This is a genomic window from Pseudomonas sp. BCRC 81390 (genome assembly GCF_030341915.1).
Classification (GTDB): Bacteria; Pseudomonadota; Gammaproteobacteria; order Pseudomonadales; family Pseudomonadaceae; genus Aquipseudomonas.
Window position 1 is genome coordinate 249,301 of record NZ_JATAAG010000019.1, and the last position, 14,918, is coordinate 264,218.

17 protein-coding genes and 1 pseudogene are annotated in these 14,918 nt (G+C 63.2%); 4 read left to right on the forward strand and 14 right to left on the reverse strand.

From position 1 onward, the window contains the following. Window positions 1–65: 65 nt before the first annotated feature. Window positions 66–1,769 carry an amidase gene (locus QSV36_RS10065; RefSeq protein WP_289131438.1) on the reverse strand — a complete coding sequence of 568 codons (1,704 nt, stop codon included), beginning with the start codon at window positions 1,767–1,769 and terminating at the stop codon, window positions 66–68. A 140-nt stretch (window positions 1,770–1,909) separates the two neighbouring features. After that, window positions 1,910–2,749 (reverse strand): glutathione-dependent disulfide-bond oxidoreductase, encoded by an 840-nt coding sequence (yghU, locus tag QSV36_RS10070; protein WP_289131440.1) that lies wholly within the window; start codon window positions 2,747–2,749, stop codon window positions 1,910–1,912. A gap of 200 nt (window positions 2,750–2,949) precedes the next feature. On the opposite strand from yghU, the gene QSV36_RS10075 reads away from it, so the two are divergent. Continuing rightward, window positions 2,950–3,996 (forward strand): alpha/beta hydrolase family protein, encoded by a 1,047-nt coding sequence (locus QSV36_RS10075; RefSeq protein WP_289131441.1) that lies wholly within the window; start codon window positions 2,950–2,952, stop codon window positions 3,994–3,996. On the opposite strand, the gene QSV36_RS10080 is transcribed toward QSV36_RS10075, so the two are convergent. From QSV36_RS10080 to QSV36_RS10120, 9 genes are all read right to left on the reverse strand, one after another. Continuing rightward, window positions 3,958–5,151 (reverse strand): MFS transporter, encoded by a 1,194-nt coding sequence (locus QSV36_RS10080; RefSeq protein WP_289131443.1) that lies wholly within the window; start codon window positions 5,149–5,151, stop codon window positions 3,958–3,960. The genes QSV36_RS10075 and QSV36_RS10080 overlap by 39 nt on opposite strands. Window positions 5,152–5,395: 244 nt before the next feature. Next, on the reverse strand, window positions 5,396–6,982 hold the full coding sequence (locus tag QSV36_RS10085; protein ID WP_289131445.1) for an ABC-F family ATPase: 1,587 nt from the start codon (window positions 6,980–6,982) through the stop codon (window positions 5,396–5,398). A 35-nt stretch (window positions 6,983–7,017) separates the two neighbouring features. Continuing rightward, a complete protein-coding gene (locus tag QSV36_RS10090) occupies window positions 7,018–8,196 on the reverse strand; it encodes a tyrosine-type recombinase/integrase (protein ID WP_289131447.1) in 1,179 nt (392 codons plus the stop codon). Window positions 8,197–8,408: 212 nt separating this feature from the next. Next, complete coding sequence (locus QSV36_RS10095) at window positions 8,409–8,960, reverse strand: hypothetical protein (RefSeq protein ID WP_289131449.1); 552 nt, start codon at window positions 8,958–8,960, stop codon at window positions 8,409–8,411. Between the two features lie 66 nt (window positions 8,961–9,026). Continuing rightward, window positions 9,027–9,200 carry a hypothetical protein gene (locus QSV36_RS10100; RefSeq protein ID WP_289131451.1) on the reverse strand — a complete coding sequence of 58 codons (174 nt, stop codon included), beginning with the start codon at window positions 9,198–9,200 and terminating at the stop codon, window positions 9,027–9,029. Then, window positions 9,197–9,589 (reverse strand): phage protein NinX family protein, encoded by a 393-nt coding sequence (locus QSV36_RS10105; RefSeq protein ID WP_289131453.1) that lies wholly within the window; start codon window positions 9,587–9,589, stop codon window positions 9,197–9,199. Before QSV36_RS10105 ends, QSV36_RS10100 begins: the two co-directional genes overlap by 4 nt. After that, window positions 9,586–9,840 (reverse strand): hypothetical protein, encoded by a 255-nt coding sequence (locus QSV36_RS10110; protein WP_289131454.1) that lies wholly within the window; start codon window positions 9,838–9,840, stop codon window positions 9,586–9,588. The genes QSV36_RS10105 and QSV36_RS10110 overlap by 4 nt, the downstream gene beginning before the upstream one ends. Further along, entirely contained in the window at window positions 9,837–10,058 is a 222-nt protein-coding gene (locus QSV36_RS10115; RefSeq protein WP_289131455.1) for a hypothetical protein, read from the reverse strand. The genes QSV36_RS10110 and QSV36_RS10115 overlap by 4 nt, the downstream gene beginning before the upstream one ends. Further along, the gene (locus QSV36_RS10120) at window positions 10,055–10,579 is read right to left on the reverse strand and encodes a hypothetical protein (RefSeq protein WP_289131456.1); all 525 of its coding nucleotides are present in this window, start codon (window positions 10,577–10,579) and stop codon (window positions 10,055–10,057) included. The genes QSV36_RS10115 and QSV36_RS10120 overlap by 4 nt, the downstream gene beginning before the upstream one ends. Window positions 10,580–10,713: 134 nt before the next feature. Here QSV36_RS10120 and QSV36_RS10125 point away from each other — a divergent pair, with 134 nt between their 5' ends. Beyond that, entirely contained in the window at window positions 10,714–11,043 is a 330-nt protein-coding gene (locus QSV36_RS10125; RefSeq protein ID WP_289131457.1) for a hypothetical protein, read from the forward strand. Window positions 11,044–11,089: 46 nt separating this feature from the next. Here QSV36_RS10125 and QSV36_RS10130 read toward each other — a convergent pair whose 3' ends face one another. After that, entirely contained in the window at window positions 11,090–12,163 is a 1,074-nt protein-coding gene (locus tag QSV36_RS10130; protein ID WP_289131458.1) for a hypothetical protein, read from the reverse strand. A 70-nt stretch (window positions 12,164–12,233) separates the two neighbouring features. On the opposite strand from QSV36_RS10130, the gene QSV36_RS10135 reads away from it, so the two are divergent. Beyond that, window positions 12,234–12,461 (forward strand): hypothetical protein, encoded by a 228-nt coding sequence (locus tag QSV36_RS10135; protein ID WP_289131459.1) that lies wholly within the window; start codon window positions 12,234–12,236, stop codon window positions 12,459–12,461. Here QSV36_RS10135 and QSV36_RS10140 read toward each other — a convergent pair. Then, window positions 12,462–13,384, reverse strand: a pseudogene (locus tag QSV36_RS10140) (DNA cytosine methyltransferase). 13 nt (window positions 13,385–13,397) lie between these two features. Then, a complete protein-coding gene (locus QSV36_RS10145; protein WP_289131460.1) occupies window positions 13,398–14,363 on the reverse strand; it encodes a DNA-methyltransferase in 966 nt (321 codons plus the stop codon). Between the two features lie 141 nt (window positions 14,364–14,504). Here QSV36_RS10145 and QSV36_RS10150 point away from each other — a divergent pair, with 141 nt between their 5' ends. Beyond that, window positions 14,505–14,900 (forward strand): hypothetical protein, encoded by a 396-nt coding sequence (locus QSV36_RS10150; RefSeq protein WP_289131461.1) that lies wholly within the window; start codon window positions 14,505–14,507, stop codon window positions 14,898–14,900. The last annotated feature ends 18 nt before the right edge of the window (window positions 14,901–14,918 follow it).

A 14,918-nucleotide genomic window follows, 5' to 3' on the forward strand; every position in this document is an offset into this window, starting at 1 on the left:
TGCTTTTTCAGGCCCCAACTCGCAGGCGAACCCGCGAATGGGCCGCCACGCGGCCCGCTGTTGCTTTAACCCAACGGCGGCGTGCGCGGCGGGATCATCCGGCGCGAGCCGGTCGCCTCGAAGGCTGCACCGAAGCTGAGCAACGCGTTGTCGCTGTAAGCCCGGCCAGCGAAGGTCAGCCCGACCGGCATGCCGATGTCGGCCATGACGCCCATCGGCACGGTCACGGTCGGTACGCCCAGGTGTCGGATCGCCAGGTTGCCATTGGCCACCCAGATACCGTTGCTCCAGGCGATGTCGGCCGATACCGGATTGACGTCGGCATCGGCCGGGCCTACATCGGCCACGGTGGGGAACAGCACCGCGTCCAGGCCGAGGCTGTCCATCCAGTCTTCCAGGTCCATCTTGCGGGTCTTTTCCAGGCCACGCAGGCCGTCGGGCAGGGTCTCGATCTGGTCCCAGGTCTTCAGGCCGCGCTTGGCCATGTTGACGTATTCGTCCATGCCGGCCGCCAGGTCATCCTCACGATTGGGCAGGGTGCCTGGGTCGTGGGGGAAGATCAACGCGCCATCGACATCGGCCAGGCGGTTGAGCTTGGGGTCGTCATTGGCGCGCAGGAAGTCGTCGAATGCCCAGCCGGACAGTTCCCACAGTTCGTCATGCAGGAACGCCTTGCTGACGATGCCGCGGTTGTACACGGTCGGTGCGCCCGGGCGGTCGCCTTCGCAGTTGGATACCAATGGGAAGTCCACTTCCAGTACTTCGGCGCCGGCTGCTTCGAGCGCCTGGCGTGCCTGTTGCCACAGGTCGATCACGCTGGCGCGGGTGTTGATGCGCTGGCCGGTCGGGCCGCCAATGCCAGGCTTTTCGGACGTGCCTGCCTCGGGGTCGGCATTGATGTACATGCGCGGCACGCCAAAGCGCTTGCCCTTGAGCGCGCTGGCATCAACGGCCAGGTCGAGGTAGCTGGCAGGGCGCACCTGGGACGCTGCCGGGATCGGCACCCAGGGTTGCAGGCGCCACAGGTCGCCGCGCTTGTCGGCGTCGTCGGCGACCACCACGTCGAGGATTTCCAGCAGGTCGGCCATGGTACGGGCGTACGGCACCACCACGTCCATGGTCGGCGTCAGCGGCCAGTTACCGCGCACCGAGATCACCCCGCGCGACGGGGTGTAGGCGCACAAGCCGTTATTGGACGCCGGGCCACGGCCGCTGGACCAGGTTTCCTCGGCCAGGCCGAAAGCGCTGAAGCTGGCTGCGGTGGCAGTGCCGGCGCCATTGGACGAGCCCGAGGCGAACGGTGCGGTCAGGTAATTGGCGTTGTAAGGGCTTTCGGCAAGGCCGTACACCCCGCGCTGCATGCCACCGTTGGCCATTGGCGGCATGTTGGTCTTGCCCAGGCAGATGGCGCCGGCGGCACGCAGGCGCTCGATGGTGAAGGCGTCGCGCTGGGCGACCAGGTCCTTGAACGCCGGGCTGCCGGAAGCCGCGGTCAGGCCTTTGACCAGGTAGCTGTCCTTGGCCGTGTAGGGGATGCCGTCCAGCGGGCTCAGCAGCTGGCCTTTGGCGCGGCGGGCGTCGGAGGCCTCGGCCTCGGCCAGTGCCTGCGGGTTGCGCACTACCACGGCGTTCAAGGCGGTGGCGGTGTCGGCGCCGTCATAGGCGTCGATGCGCGCCAGGTAGGCCTTGACCAGTTCGACCGCCGTCGTGCGGCCCGACTCGAGTGCGTCGCGCAGCTCGGCAATGGAAACCTCGGTTACCTCGATCATGCTTTCACCAAAAAATGTGCAGGTGGGGGCTAATGCGAGGAGTGTACAAGAAGGGCCTGGCCGGCGCAGGTTTGCGCGGGGGCAAATGGTTTCATGCAGGCGGGCATTGTCGGGGCCGGGTAACGGCCCCCGACCGCCTCTCAGTCCAGGTCGGACGCCGCGTGCCGCTCTGGCACCTGGCTGCTCTCATCCCCCCAGGTGCGGTTCACCCGGGTGCCGCGCTGTACTGCTGGTCGCAGTGCAATTTCCTCGGCCCAGCGCTGCACATGCGGGTATTCGTCCACCGCCAGGAACTCCGCCGCGCCATACAGGTTGCCGCGCACCAACTGGCCATACCATGGCCACACGGCAATATCTGCGATGCTGTATTGCTCGCCGCCCAGGTAGCGACTTTCCGCCAGGCGCCGATTGAGCACATCCAGTTGGCGCTTGGCTTCCATGGTGAAGCGGTTGATCGCGTACTCGAGCTTTTCCGGCGCATAGACATAGAAGTGGCCAAAGCCACCGCCCAGGTAAGGTGCCGCGCCCATCTGCCAGAACAGCCAGTTCAGGCTCTCGGTGCGTGCCGCCGGCGCCTCGGGCAGCAGGGCGCCGAATTTTTCTGCCAGGTACAGCAGGATCGAGCCCGACTCGAACACCCGCACCGGCGGCTCGACGCTGCGGTCGAGCAATGCGGGGATCTTCGAGTTGGGGTTGACCTGGACGAAACCGCTGGAAAATTGCTCACCTTCGCCGATGCGGATCAGCCAGGCATCATATTCGGCGCCTTGGTGGCCCAGGGCGAGCAGTTCTTCCAGGGCAATGGTGACCTTGACGCCATTGGGCGTGGCCAGTGAGTACAACTGCAGCGGGTGCTTGCCCAGCGGCAGGTCCTTGTCGTGTGTCGGGCCGGCAACCGGGCGGTTGATGCTGGCGAACTGGCCGCCGGACGCTGCGTCGTTGCGCCAGACCTTGGGTGGCACGTAGGCGGGCTTGCTCATGCATGAATCTCCTTGAGTGGCGCGATAGGAACACTTGAAGACATCGGCCTGTATCTATGCCACGGGTTCGAGGAAAAGCGCAAATGCACCTTGCGCAAGCGCGATGCGCATGACATCGGTTTAATCCAGGTTTCATCCGCCACTGGCCAGTCCGGTTCTATGCTGGATCATCGCTTCGCCCTGCAAGGAACCGCCGGCCGATGACTCTCCCACGCTGCCTGCTGGCCCTGGCGCTGTTCGGCGGCCTGCTGACCCAGGCCGAGGCCACGCCCTGGGTTGCCGGCCTGCACCACATGCGCTTGGCCGACCCGGTTGACGCCCGGCCCATGCAGGCACTGGCGTTCTACCCGGCCTTTGGCAAAACCCACAGCCGCCGCCTGGACGGCTACCCGATCGACGTGGCTGAAGAAGCGCCGGTAGCCTTGGGCCAGTTCCCCTTGCTGGTGCTGTCTCATGGCAACACTGGTAGCCCGCTGGCCTTGCATTACCTGGCCACCTCGCTGGCGCGTCGGGGGTTTGTGGTGGTGGCGGTGGTGCACCCGGGGGACAATGCCCGCGATCACAGCCGCCTGGGAGCCCTGAGCAACCTCTATGGCCGGCCGCTGCAAGTCAGTGCCGCGATCACCGCTGCTCGCGAGGATGCCTTGCTGGGGCCTTGCCTGAACGACGGCAAGGTGGGGGTGATCGGCTATTCGGCCGGCGGTGAAACCGCCTTGATTCTTTCTGGTGCGCGCCCTGACCTGGACCGCCTGCGCCAGTATTGCCTGGAGCGCCCGAACGACGCCGATGCCTGCAGGACGCACGGGGTACTGATTGCCGACCGCAGCGAGCTGGCGCCCATGGCTGACCAGCGGGTGGGCGCGGTGATGCTGATGGCACCGCTGAGCTTGTTGTTCGGCCGCCATTCCCTGGCCGGGGTGCGCTTGCCGGTGCTGATCTACAGCGGTGACCGCGACCAGCTGGTAGCGGTGGATCGTAACGCCGAAGCCTTGGCCCGCAAGCTGCCGGTCGCTCCGGACTACCGCCTGCTGGCCGGCGCCGGGCATTTCGTGTTCATGGCCCATTGCGACAGCGAGCAATACGCGCGCATGCCGGCGTTGTGCAAGGACGCCGAAGGTGTCGACCGCCGCGATATCCACCATTCGCTGCAGCGCGAAACCGCAGCGTTCTTCAGCCAGGCGCTGGGCGCGCCGCAGCCGGCCGAGCGCTCAGCCGCGGCGAGCATGCCGCGCCAGCCACAGCGTTAGGCCGACGCCGGCCAGGGCCAGCACGGCCGCCACCGCGAAGACCAAGGCATAGCCCAGGTGCACGGCAACTGCTCCCATCAGCGGCCCGGCGATGGCCAGGGCCATGTCGAAGAACACTGCGTAGGCGCCCAGCCCCGCACCACGGCTGCTGGCGGGCACCTGCCTGATTGCCTCCACCCCCAGCGCGGGATACACCAACGACAGGCCGAACCCGGTCAGCCCGGCACCCACCAGTGCCCATGGCGGCGAGGGTGCCAACCACAGCAGGCTCAGGCCGAGCACTTCGGTGGCCATGCAGGCCATGGCAACGTTGTAGCCGCCAAACCGGTTGACAGCGTTGACGAACAGCAGCCGCGAAATGATGAAACAGGTGCCAAAGGCACTCAGGCACCAGGCTGCGCCGAGCCAGCCACGCTCCAGGTAGTACAGGGTGACGAAGGTAGTCAGGGTGCCGTAGCCGATCGAGGCCAGGGTCAGGCCCAGGCCGCACGGCGCGACCCGTGCGAAGGCCGACCAGAACGGAAGGCGCTCGCCGCGTGCCATGACCACGTCCGAGCGCTTGCGCAGCACCAGCAGCGCCGCCAGCACCAGCGCCAGCAGCACCGGCCCGAGTACGCTGAAGCCCAACCCGTCCACCGCCAGCACGCCCAGGGGCGCGCCAAGCGCGATGGCGCCATAGGAGGCAATACCGTTCCAGGAAATCACCCGCGCGGTGTGCTCGGGGCCGACCTGGCTGATGCCCCAACTCAACGTGGCCACGCCGATCAGCCCTTGGGCGATACCCAGCAGCAAGCGCCCACCGAGCAACAGTGCCAGGCTCAGCGGCGGTAGGGCCAGGCTCAGGGCCGACAGCCAGGTCAGTATCCCGCAGCCTGCAATCCCCAGCAGGCCGAAGCGAATGGCGCGTTTACCGCCCAGGCTGTCCGCCACGCGCCCGGCAAACGGGCGGCTGAGCAGGGTGGCCAGGTACTGCAGGCCGATGGTCGCACCGGCGACGATGGCGCCATAGCCCAGCTGGTCGTGCACATGGCTGGGCAGCACGGCGATCGGCAGGCCGATGCACAGAAAGGCAATGAAGGTGTAGAAGACGATCGACAGGATCTGCAGGGTAATGTGCAGCGTGTTGCCGGCGGGGGCGGGTTGTTGCGCGGTCATGGGCTCGTTCGCGGGCGGGCGGTTGGGCGTGGCTCCATCATGGCCGTTGCGCGAAGAAAATGAAAGCAGGCTAACGAATTATGCGTCGGGGAATGTCAGCCTGTGGGATCGGGGTGGATTCTTCGCGGGTGAACCCGCTCCCACAGGATCTGCATAGGCCTCAAATGCTGCGCAGTCCCTGTGGGAGCGGGTTTACCCGCGAATAGGCCGGCCCGGCCAGTGCAAATGGTCAGGCCCTTCCCAATCAGACCAGCACACCCTGGCTACGCAGGTAATCGTCGTAGGTGCCGCTGAAGTCCACCACGCCATCGGCCGACAGCTCGATGATGCGGGTGGCCAGCGACGATACGAACTCGCGGTCGTGGCTGACGAACAGCAGGGTGCCCGGGTAGTTTTCCAGCGCCAGGTTCAGCGCCTCGATCGATTCCATGTCCAGGTGGTTGGTTGGCTCGTCCATGACCAGCACGTTCGGCTTCTGCAGGATCAGCTTGCCGAACAGCATGCGGCCTTGCTCACCACCGGAGATCACCTTCACCGACTTGAGGATCTCGTCGTTGGAGAACAGCATGCGCCCGAGGGTGCCGCGGATCACCTGTTCGCCGGACGTCCACTGGCCCATCCAGTCGAACAGGGTCATGTCTTGTTCGAAGTCGTGAGCGTGGTCCTGGGCGTAGTAGCCCACTTCGGCGCTGTCGGTCCACTTCACTTCGCCCTTGTCCGGGGTCATTTCACCGACCAGGGTGCGCAGCAGGGTGGTCTTGCCGATACCGTTGGGGCCGATGATCGCCACGCGCTCGCCGGCTTCGATGGTGAAGCCCAGGTCCTTGAACAGCACCTTGTCGTCGAACGCCTTGGACATCTTCTCGACGGTCACGGCCTGGCGGTGCAGCTTCTTGGTCTGCTCGAAGCGGATGAACGGGCTCACCCGGCTCGATGGCTTGACCTCGGCCAGCTGGATCTTGTCGATCTGCTTGGCCCGCGAGGTGGCCTGCTTGGCCTTGGAGGCGTTGGCCGAGAAGCGGCTGACGAAGGTCTGCAGTTCGGCGATCTGTGCCTTCTTCTTGGCGTTGTCGGCCAGCAGTTGCTCGCGCGCCTGGGTAGCGGCGGTCATGTACTCGTCGTAGTTGCCCGGGAACAGGCGCAGCTCGCCGTAGTCCAGGTCGGCCATGTGGGTGCAGACACTGTTGAGGAAGTGCCGGTCGTGGGAAATGATCACCATGGTGCTGTTACGCGCGGTGAGGATGTTTTCCAGCCAGCGGATGGTGTTGATGTCCAGGTGGTTGGTCGGTTCGTCGAGCAGCAGCACGTCCGGGTCCGAGAACAGCGCCTGGGCCAGCAGCACCCGCAGCTTCCAGCCAGGCGCCACTTCGCTCATCGGACCGAAGTGCTGCTCCAATGGTATACCCAGGCCCAGCAGCAGTTCACCGGCACGTGATTCGGCGGTGTAGCCGTCCATTTCGGCAAACTCGGTTTCCAGCTCGGCGACGGCCATGCCGTCTTCCTCGGTCATTTCCGGCAGCGAATAGATGCGGTCGCGCTCGGCCTTGACCTTCCACAACTGGGCGTGGCCCATGATCACCGTGTCGATCACGGTGAATTCCTCGTAGGCGAACTGGTCCTGGCGCAGCTTGCCCAGGCGTGTGTTCGGCTCGAGCATGACCTGGCCGGCGGACGGCTCCAGGTCACCGCCGAGGATTTTCATGAAGGTCGACTTGCCGCAACCGTTGGCGCCGATCAGGCCGTAGCGGTTGCCGTTGTTGAACTTGACGGAAACGTTTTCGAACAGCGGCTTGGAGCCGAACTGCATGGTGATGTTGGCGGTGGAGATCAAAGGGCTTACCTATCAGTCACTTACAGAGCTGGCTTTCAACCTGATACCGATTTGATACCAATCTTGAGTTTTTCCAGCTCGCTCCAGTCGGAGCTTGAGTTGAGCCAACGGGCATACGTCGACAGCAGCATTTGAACGCTGTGACCCAGCTGTTGGGCGATAAATGCGGGGTTGAGGCCGGACATTAAGCATATTGTCGCATAGGTGTGCCGGCAGTTATATGGGGGACGACGCCGAATGCCCAGCTCATTCAGCACCGGCACCCACTGCTTGTGCAGGTCGGAGGTCTGTTTCACGTACTCGGCGCTCTTCGACGGCGGAAACAGATACGGGGTTTCGGTGATCGCTCCCTTCCCATGCCTACGGCGGTCCGCATACTCCCTCGCGAACTGAATCGCGCGTAAGGCTCGATCATTCAGCAGAACGAACCGATCCCGTCCTGTTTTCGTCCTTTCCTCCACCTCGCCCAAGGCGACGGTCCTCTTTACGTGCACGGTCCTCTTTTCCATATCGATCACATCCCAGCGCACTGCCAATGCCTCCGACAGGCGGAGGCCGGTGAAGAACATGAATTCGAACAATGCAGCGTAGATGAGGCTCGGCCAATGCTTGTGTTCGTAGAGCTTGTCGATGATGGTGTTGGCTTCTGCCAGGGTGAAGGGGTCGATCTCCTTACGCGACCGCTTCGGCAACTCAATCACTTCGGCGGGGTTCTTGGTCAGTAGGCCTTCCCGGGTTGCCGCAGCCAGGATCGTCGACAGCCTCGTAATTGCGTTGCGCTTCACGTTTGCCGAGGTCCATTCGGTTTCGGTGATGACGCGGCGGAGCAGACTGGTTGTGATCAGGTCGATACGGACCAGAGCCAGGCGTGGCACCCAGTAAAGGTTGAGGGCGCTCTTGTAGTTGTTGTGCGTGCCCTGAGTTATTTCGCGGCTGTCCAGCCAGAGCTGAGCGTACTCCCCGAAGGTCGGCTTACCGCCGACCGCAGCCTGTGAGCTGGGGAACAGCTCGGCGTACTTGTCCTGGTCCAGCAGGCCGAGCTTGTTGAGGCTGGTTACCTGATCGCGAAGGCTGGATGCAGCCTTGATGCCTTTTTGTGTCGGGGGATAGGGGAGCGTTTCGCATCGACGGATACCGTCCCATGTGAAACGAATCCGGAGGGAGTTGCGGAAGATTTCGACACCTCGGGGTAAACCCATTGGCTTTCCAGCCATTCGTCATACCTCTTTTTGCTGTAAATGATCCGGCCGCCGTGCTTCATCCAGACGCCTACAGGAATCTTCCCATCCAGGCGACGGTGTTCCAGGGAGCGTTTGGTGCAGCCGATGAGTTCAGCCATTCGCTGCTCGGTGACCTTGTCTACGTCACCGGTGCTTTCGATATCCATGGGATGGTCTCCACGCCGCCGGTGGCGGCAGGTTGGTGGTCAGGCCAGCAGCACTTCGCGCACGACTTCCCAGAGTCGAGCGGCGGGCCATTGGTAGCGGTCGAAGTCTGTGTCGGGCTGGACACCGTAGCGGCAGGTGGAGTGGGCACCTTCCGTGAACTCGGCATCCTTCCGCATGATGGTCGCTACCCGGCCGTCGCCACCTGGCTCGGTTCTGTGGTAGTCGTAGGCATAGGTGAGGTATTCACCGCCTGCATAGACCAGGTCGGTCCCCTGATGGGCCATATCGGCGCGGCCATCCGGCGTCCAGGGGCGCCCGCCACCTGCCTGGCGCTTCCCTTCATGTAGGTACAACACGAACTCGCCTTCGGCGTGCCGCACAGGCTCGTATCGGTGGTTGACCTGTTCGCCGACAAGCACACGGGACACGAAGCTGAAGCGGTGGTCGTGAATCGCGGAGTGCTCGAAGCAACTGCGGCGGGGCAGTTCTGGGTGCCACACGTGTAGGCGCTGGTCGCCCTGCAGCTGCACCTGAATGAAGCCCAGGCCGTGGAGCGTGATTTTGTCGGTCATCACATCGTCGATGATCATCGCAATAGCTCTCCATGCCCGCTCATGTGGCGGGCTTGGGTTGTAGGGGGAGGGGTTAGGCTTGGATCAGCCGCAGCGGACGCGCGGCGAATGGAGGGTCTGCGGGCGCGCTGGGCGGACGGCTTCGAAGTACAGCGCCCACATGTCGTCCCAGGCTTCCTTCATAGTGGCACCCTGGCCGGTGCAGCCCATTCGCCGGCACCACCAGGAGCCGTTCCAGTAGGTCATTCGCGCTTTCACGGCATCAGCTCCTTCGGCACCTGGACGGTATCGCCGGCGATGAGGTCGACAACGGAGCGGCACACAGCTTGTAGGCCAGTGTCTCCCCAACCTTCGCCTTCACGGGCTGAGCCGGGCCGCCAGGTGATCGCGACAGTTTCCTTCCTGGCGTTCCGCTCTAGTGTGCGCACGTACCGGTCCTGTAAGCCGCCTCCAAGAGCCCAGTTCTCGTGTGGATTGAACAGGGCGGTATGTTCGGTGGCTGAGGCCTGGTATCGGGCGAATACCCGCCATGGGTTGCCGTACTGGGGGGGAACCAGGAATACGTCGAGCCCTTCTGCTTTGCCGACGGCCCAGGCCAGCTGCCAGCCCTGCAGGTCTTCTGTTTTCACTTCGATCAGCTCGGTCATGGCTCGAACCCTCTGGCGCGCATTGCCACCGACAAGCTCTTGACGGTCTGGGCATGCGACACCACTTCATCCCCTCGCATATCGGAAAGCTCGCCAGCGCGGGCGCAGTCCACAAACTGCTCGAGCTCTTGTACCTGGACCGGGATATGGCCGTCGGATGAACAGATGACCTCGTATTCGGCGCCGTCGATGACTATGCGCCGCGGGTGGCGCCCGAGGCCTCGCACGACGATGGTGGTGAATTCGCTCACAGCTGATACCTCTCATCAATCCAGCGCCCAGGCGCCAGTGCGGGTGTAGGTTCGGGTTGTGTTTCGTGCGGGGAGAGCTGGCTCCGTGTTTCAGCGCTGAACTCGCAGATGCTGGCGCGGGCCTGGCTGCAGTTCTTGTCTGAGGCGTCGATGCAGACCTCGAATTTGCAGCCGGCCAGGGTGGCCAGCAGCAGGAGGCAGAGAGCGAGGCGGGTCATTTGCGCAGGCCTTCGTCAGGATCAAAGCCGAAGCGCCGGCACAGCGCGTGTGCCACGCCAGAGCCGCAGCAGAAGGCGTCCTTCATCAGCACCCAGCGCGGCTGCTTCATTCTGGTGGTGCCGCTTACCATGCGCACTGCGGTGCGAAGCAGATCGTCTTCGGTGAACTCGCAGCCCGAAAGCGTGATGGTGCGGCTGGTGCCCTTCTGCTGCTCCAGCTGCTGGCGCAGGCTTCGGATCTCTTCAACCATGGCCAGCACCACGGCAGGCCTGGCGGCGCGGTAGTGCGCCTCTGCGTGGACGTGCGGCTCGCCAATGCCATAGAACTGGACACCCAATGCCACGCCGTCGTAGTTCAGGTAGTCGGCCGTCAGCTCTACAGAGCCTTCACCGCCACACCCAGGGCATTCCATCCATCCTTCTTCGGCCCCGCCGACTTGGGCGCTGACAAAGTTCTGCGGCGTTGCGGCCTTGGCTGCTGCCTCGATGGCGTCGAGGTCCAACTCAATTTTTTCGGACACAGGAATTCCTTGGCCGCCATATCGCGGCAGTTGTAAAAGTTCGTAACCGTTTCAATTTATTTCTGGTGAAACTGAGAAAGCTCTATACGCTGACCGTTACGTCAACTTTCTTCCATTCTTCTTGAAGGCCCACCATGCGTAATCGCGGGAAGGTGTACTGGGATTGGGCCGATCCGCAGCTGCATTTCCGCAACTGCGATGAGCGTCTGTCCTGCGGCACCCAGATCAATGTACAAGTGCGCACTTCAACCCTCGGGGCTACCCAACTCTTCTTTGGTATCTACAAAGAGAAGGGCGAACTGCTGCTTGAAGAGAGCCATGACGACTGCAAGGGTCAGTCGATGAGTGCGGCTATGGCATGGGCTCTGCAACATGCGAAGGAATGGGTTGCAACCACCTTTCCGGCGGTACCCGTTCAAGCGAGACAGCCCTTGCCGAGGAAGGTATCGCGACGCGAAGTGTAGAGGGGAGAGGGGTTACAGCGAAAAGAGTACGGATGTACTCCTGTGGTCAGGCGGGCTTGCGCTCCAGGGCGGCGCGCATGCTCCAGCCTTCCCACGATGATTGAACATACGGGTTGACGTAGTCGCCGTCTGAGTTTCGGTCCAAATTTGCGCCGTCAGGTTCGGATGCATCTTCGAACTCGGCCCGCTCGTCGATATCAACCGGCGTGCTCGGCTCTGTGCTGGCGGATAGGGCTGCGCGCCCGTCAAGCAATGCATCGCCCTCGTCTGTTATTTCCCACCACGCCGGGCTGCGCTGAACTCGGTTGAGCAAGCCCAGTTGGACCAGAACATCAAACCAGGTTTTGCCAATGTCGGCGCCCTGACCATCCTCAGCGCAATCACGGAAGCGCTTGAGCTTTCGGATAACCGTTTGGGCGAACTGTGGGAGCACATCCCGCTCGGCCAGCTGGGCGCGCAGGGCGTCGCGCTCGGCCCTGAACTGTTTCGCATCAGCCATCAGGGCATCGGTTACCTTCTGCTTTTCCTCCGCCTGCCGCGCAGCGTAGGCGATTGCCTGATTGGCGACCTCAAGCTGCTCGGTCAGCCGCTCAACCTCGCCAGAATCGGCAAGCGATGGGGTGTCCAGCTTATGGAACTTGGCCACACGGTAAGCCAGTCTTGCCAAGGCTTCGGCTAAGTTCGGACCGTGGTCATGGTGCAGAAGGCCAGGAACGGTAATTTCGACGTCACTGTGGCCGCATACTTTGTCCCGGTCGTAGCGTTTCACTGACTTTCGCTCCACCTCGCCAGAGCCAGTCATCGGCCCCAGCCCAACAATCGGCAGCCCAGTAGCCGTCGCATCCCGCTCTGCCTCTTCTTTGGTCCACCAGATGGCAGTACCAACCATCCAGGCTATAGGCTCGGGGTGGGGCTGCGGGGCGCGTAGAGCTTGGATGGCGCTGAGGATGATCGCCTTGTTGCCAATCGGCGTATCACTCCAATCGCAAGCTTCAAGCGCTGCAGCTACCTGATCCGGTCGTTGCTCGCGGCCGAGCATGGTGCGGATCTGCGTCATCGCTGCGCCGGCGGCTTCAATTTGCTGGGGTTCGGTGTTGCTGGATCGGTTTTCTGTGGGCATGGGGATACCTCGCCATGAAACTGGCAGTGCATGGTTTATGATTGGGGCACTAGGCCATCAGGAAAAAGTTATGAACGCAGCGCAAAGGGATCTTGTGGAGAGATCGTTGATGGTGCTTGGCTGGGTGTTCGCGGTTGCCCTGGGACTGGTGTTGTTCGCTGGATTCGCCAACCGAGGCACCAGGTTCATCGAAGATATTTTTGACCCAGACGAAGCCGCGACCATTGTCTGGCCGCTACTTGTGGCCGCAGCAGTCCTCCTATGGACAAGGGCATTCATGCGGGCTGGGCGGGAATAGTCACGCTGCTTTCAGCAGGGCTTCGATCACGCGCTGGCCTGCCAAAGGCGGCACCGCATTTCCAGCCATGTGCATTGTCAGCCGGTGGTTGTCCGGCCGCAGGGTGTCAGCCGGGAACGACATGGCGGCCAGGGCTTCGCTGGCGCTGAGCATCCGCATCCGGTCGCCGTCGACCAAGGCCCAGCGGTCCAGGGGGTGATGGTGCCTATCGGCCGGTTGATGTCGCGGCCGGTGGTACCTGAGCCCTTGCCGTAGTAGGGCATGATGAATCGGTCGCCGAAGCGCTGGCGGCCATTGCGCACGCGGTCGAGCGTGGCCTGGGCCCGGCCTGGCTTCTCGATCTGCGACCAGCGTCCGGCGTCGAAGTCGAGGAAGCTGCTGGCCGGGACGTGCTCGCACTGCTGTAGCTGCAGTTGAATCGGCGCCTTGCTTTTGGTGCAGATCAGGAACAGGCGCACTCGATGTTGCGGCACGCCGAGGTCGGCGCAATCGACTATGTGCGGCGCAACCTGGTAGCCAAGGCGCTTCATCGCATCCACCCAGCTGGGGTAGAGCACCCAGTTCACGAACTCCGGCACGTTCTCGACCACCCAGGCGTCCTGATCAAGCACTTCAGCAGCAGAGGGAACGGCCCAGGCTGTCGAGCGCGATGCATCGTGCTCGGGGTTGCCGCTCTTCTTCCCGCGGGCGTTGGTGAAGCCTTGGCAGCATGGAGAGGCGATGCCGATGTCCGAGCGAGGCACCTTTGCCCAGTTCGCTTGCTGCAGGTCCTGGCACACGTGCTCGGTGTCCCGGTGGTTTGCTGCGTGCCACTTCACGGCCTCTGGCCAATGGTTTGCCGCCCAGAGAACCTGGACGCCTGCGGCGCGCGCGCCGGTGCTCCATCCGCCGAGGCCGGCGAACAGGTCGATTGCTGTAGTCATGTGAACCTCAGATTCAAGCAGCTGGTGATTGGTCCAGCAGGAAATCCATTTGCGCGGCGCCTTCAATCCAGGCTGTATCCAAGCGCTGGCGGGCGATCGCGGCGTATTCGGGGTTCAGCTCGCAGATGACCGATTGCCGGCCTTCCTGCATGGCGACGAGCGCGGTGGTACCGGCGCCGCCAAACGGGTCGAGCACCATCCCGCCGCGTGGTGAGCCAGCCAGGACGCAAGGCCGGATCAGGTCGGGTGGGAAAGTGGCGAAGTGGGCGCCCTTGAAGCTGGCAGTGGCCACCGTCCAGACGCTGCGTTTGTTTCGCATCCCGTCATCAACCCGGTCCCGATCGCTGCTTCGGCCGAGTTGGTGCTCGGCAGTTTTGCCAGCGTTGAACTCGCTGCCTGAGAAGCCTTTTGTTGCTTGCTCGCGAATCGCCTCTTGATCGAAGTGGTAGCGCGGGCTCTTGCTCAGCAGGAACAGATACTCGTGCGCTTTGGTGCACCGGTCCTTTATCGATTCGGGCATCGGGTTCGGTTTGTGCCAGATGATGTCCTGGCGTAGGTACCAGCCCTCATCCTGCAACGCGATCGCCAGGCGCCATGGGAGGCCCAGCAGATCCTTGTGCTTCCAGCCGGCGGGAGCTGATCGCCAACCAGTGGCATCGCCTTTTCCCTGCCACGCACCGTCGCCGCGCTCGGCCATGTACCGGCCCCCGCCGCCTCGGCCGCCACTGGCATAGCTATCTCCCAGGTTCACCCACAGGGTTCCGTCATTCCGCAGCACGCGGCGCACCTCGCGGAACACAGCGACCAGGCTATCGATGAATTCGCGGGGAGAGGCCTCCAGCCCGATCTGGCCGTCTACCCCGTAGTCGCGCAGCCCGAAATAGGGCGGGCTGGTGATGCAGGTGTGCACTGACTGATCCGGCAGCGTCCGCATCATCTCGATGCAGTCGCCCACCAGGATGCGGTGCTGCTGGGTCATGTTGTGGTCCTTGCGTGCAGGCGCCGCCCCCGCCGGGGAGGCGTTATCGTTGAAACGGGGAAGGCGCTGGCGGGCAGCGCCGCTTACTGAATTGATGTGCCAAACTGAAGCGAAACGGATACCTTTCGCATTGGAGACCAGGTGTTTATCAACGAGCTGGAATGGCGGTCCCTGAGCGAGGCCGAGCGACTACAGCTCCAGCTGTTGCTGGCGGAAGCGCGTGAGCGGCTGGTTAACCAGAAGGATGATGTGCGCTGGTGGACTTACCGAGCCCGCATAATTGAGTTGCTTCTGGACAACCCGGCTGAGCGTGGCGAGGACATTCATGTCTGCGACCTAGTGGTCTACCTGGCAAAGGCTCTTTCGACGGCGGATATCGCGAGTTTCGGCCCAGAACACCGAATTGCAGGAAAACGAAAAATGGAAGCTTTTCGCGGACTTCCCGGTATAGCAGCCGAGGCGCTTGTCCTTTTCCAAAGCAATGTCGCAACGTCTCCTAGATTTAGCCCTTTTGATGGTCGATGCGTGGCACCGTAGCGGGGTGTAACCGGTGGG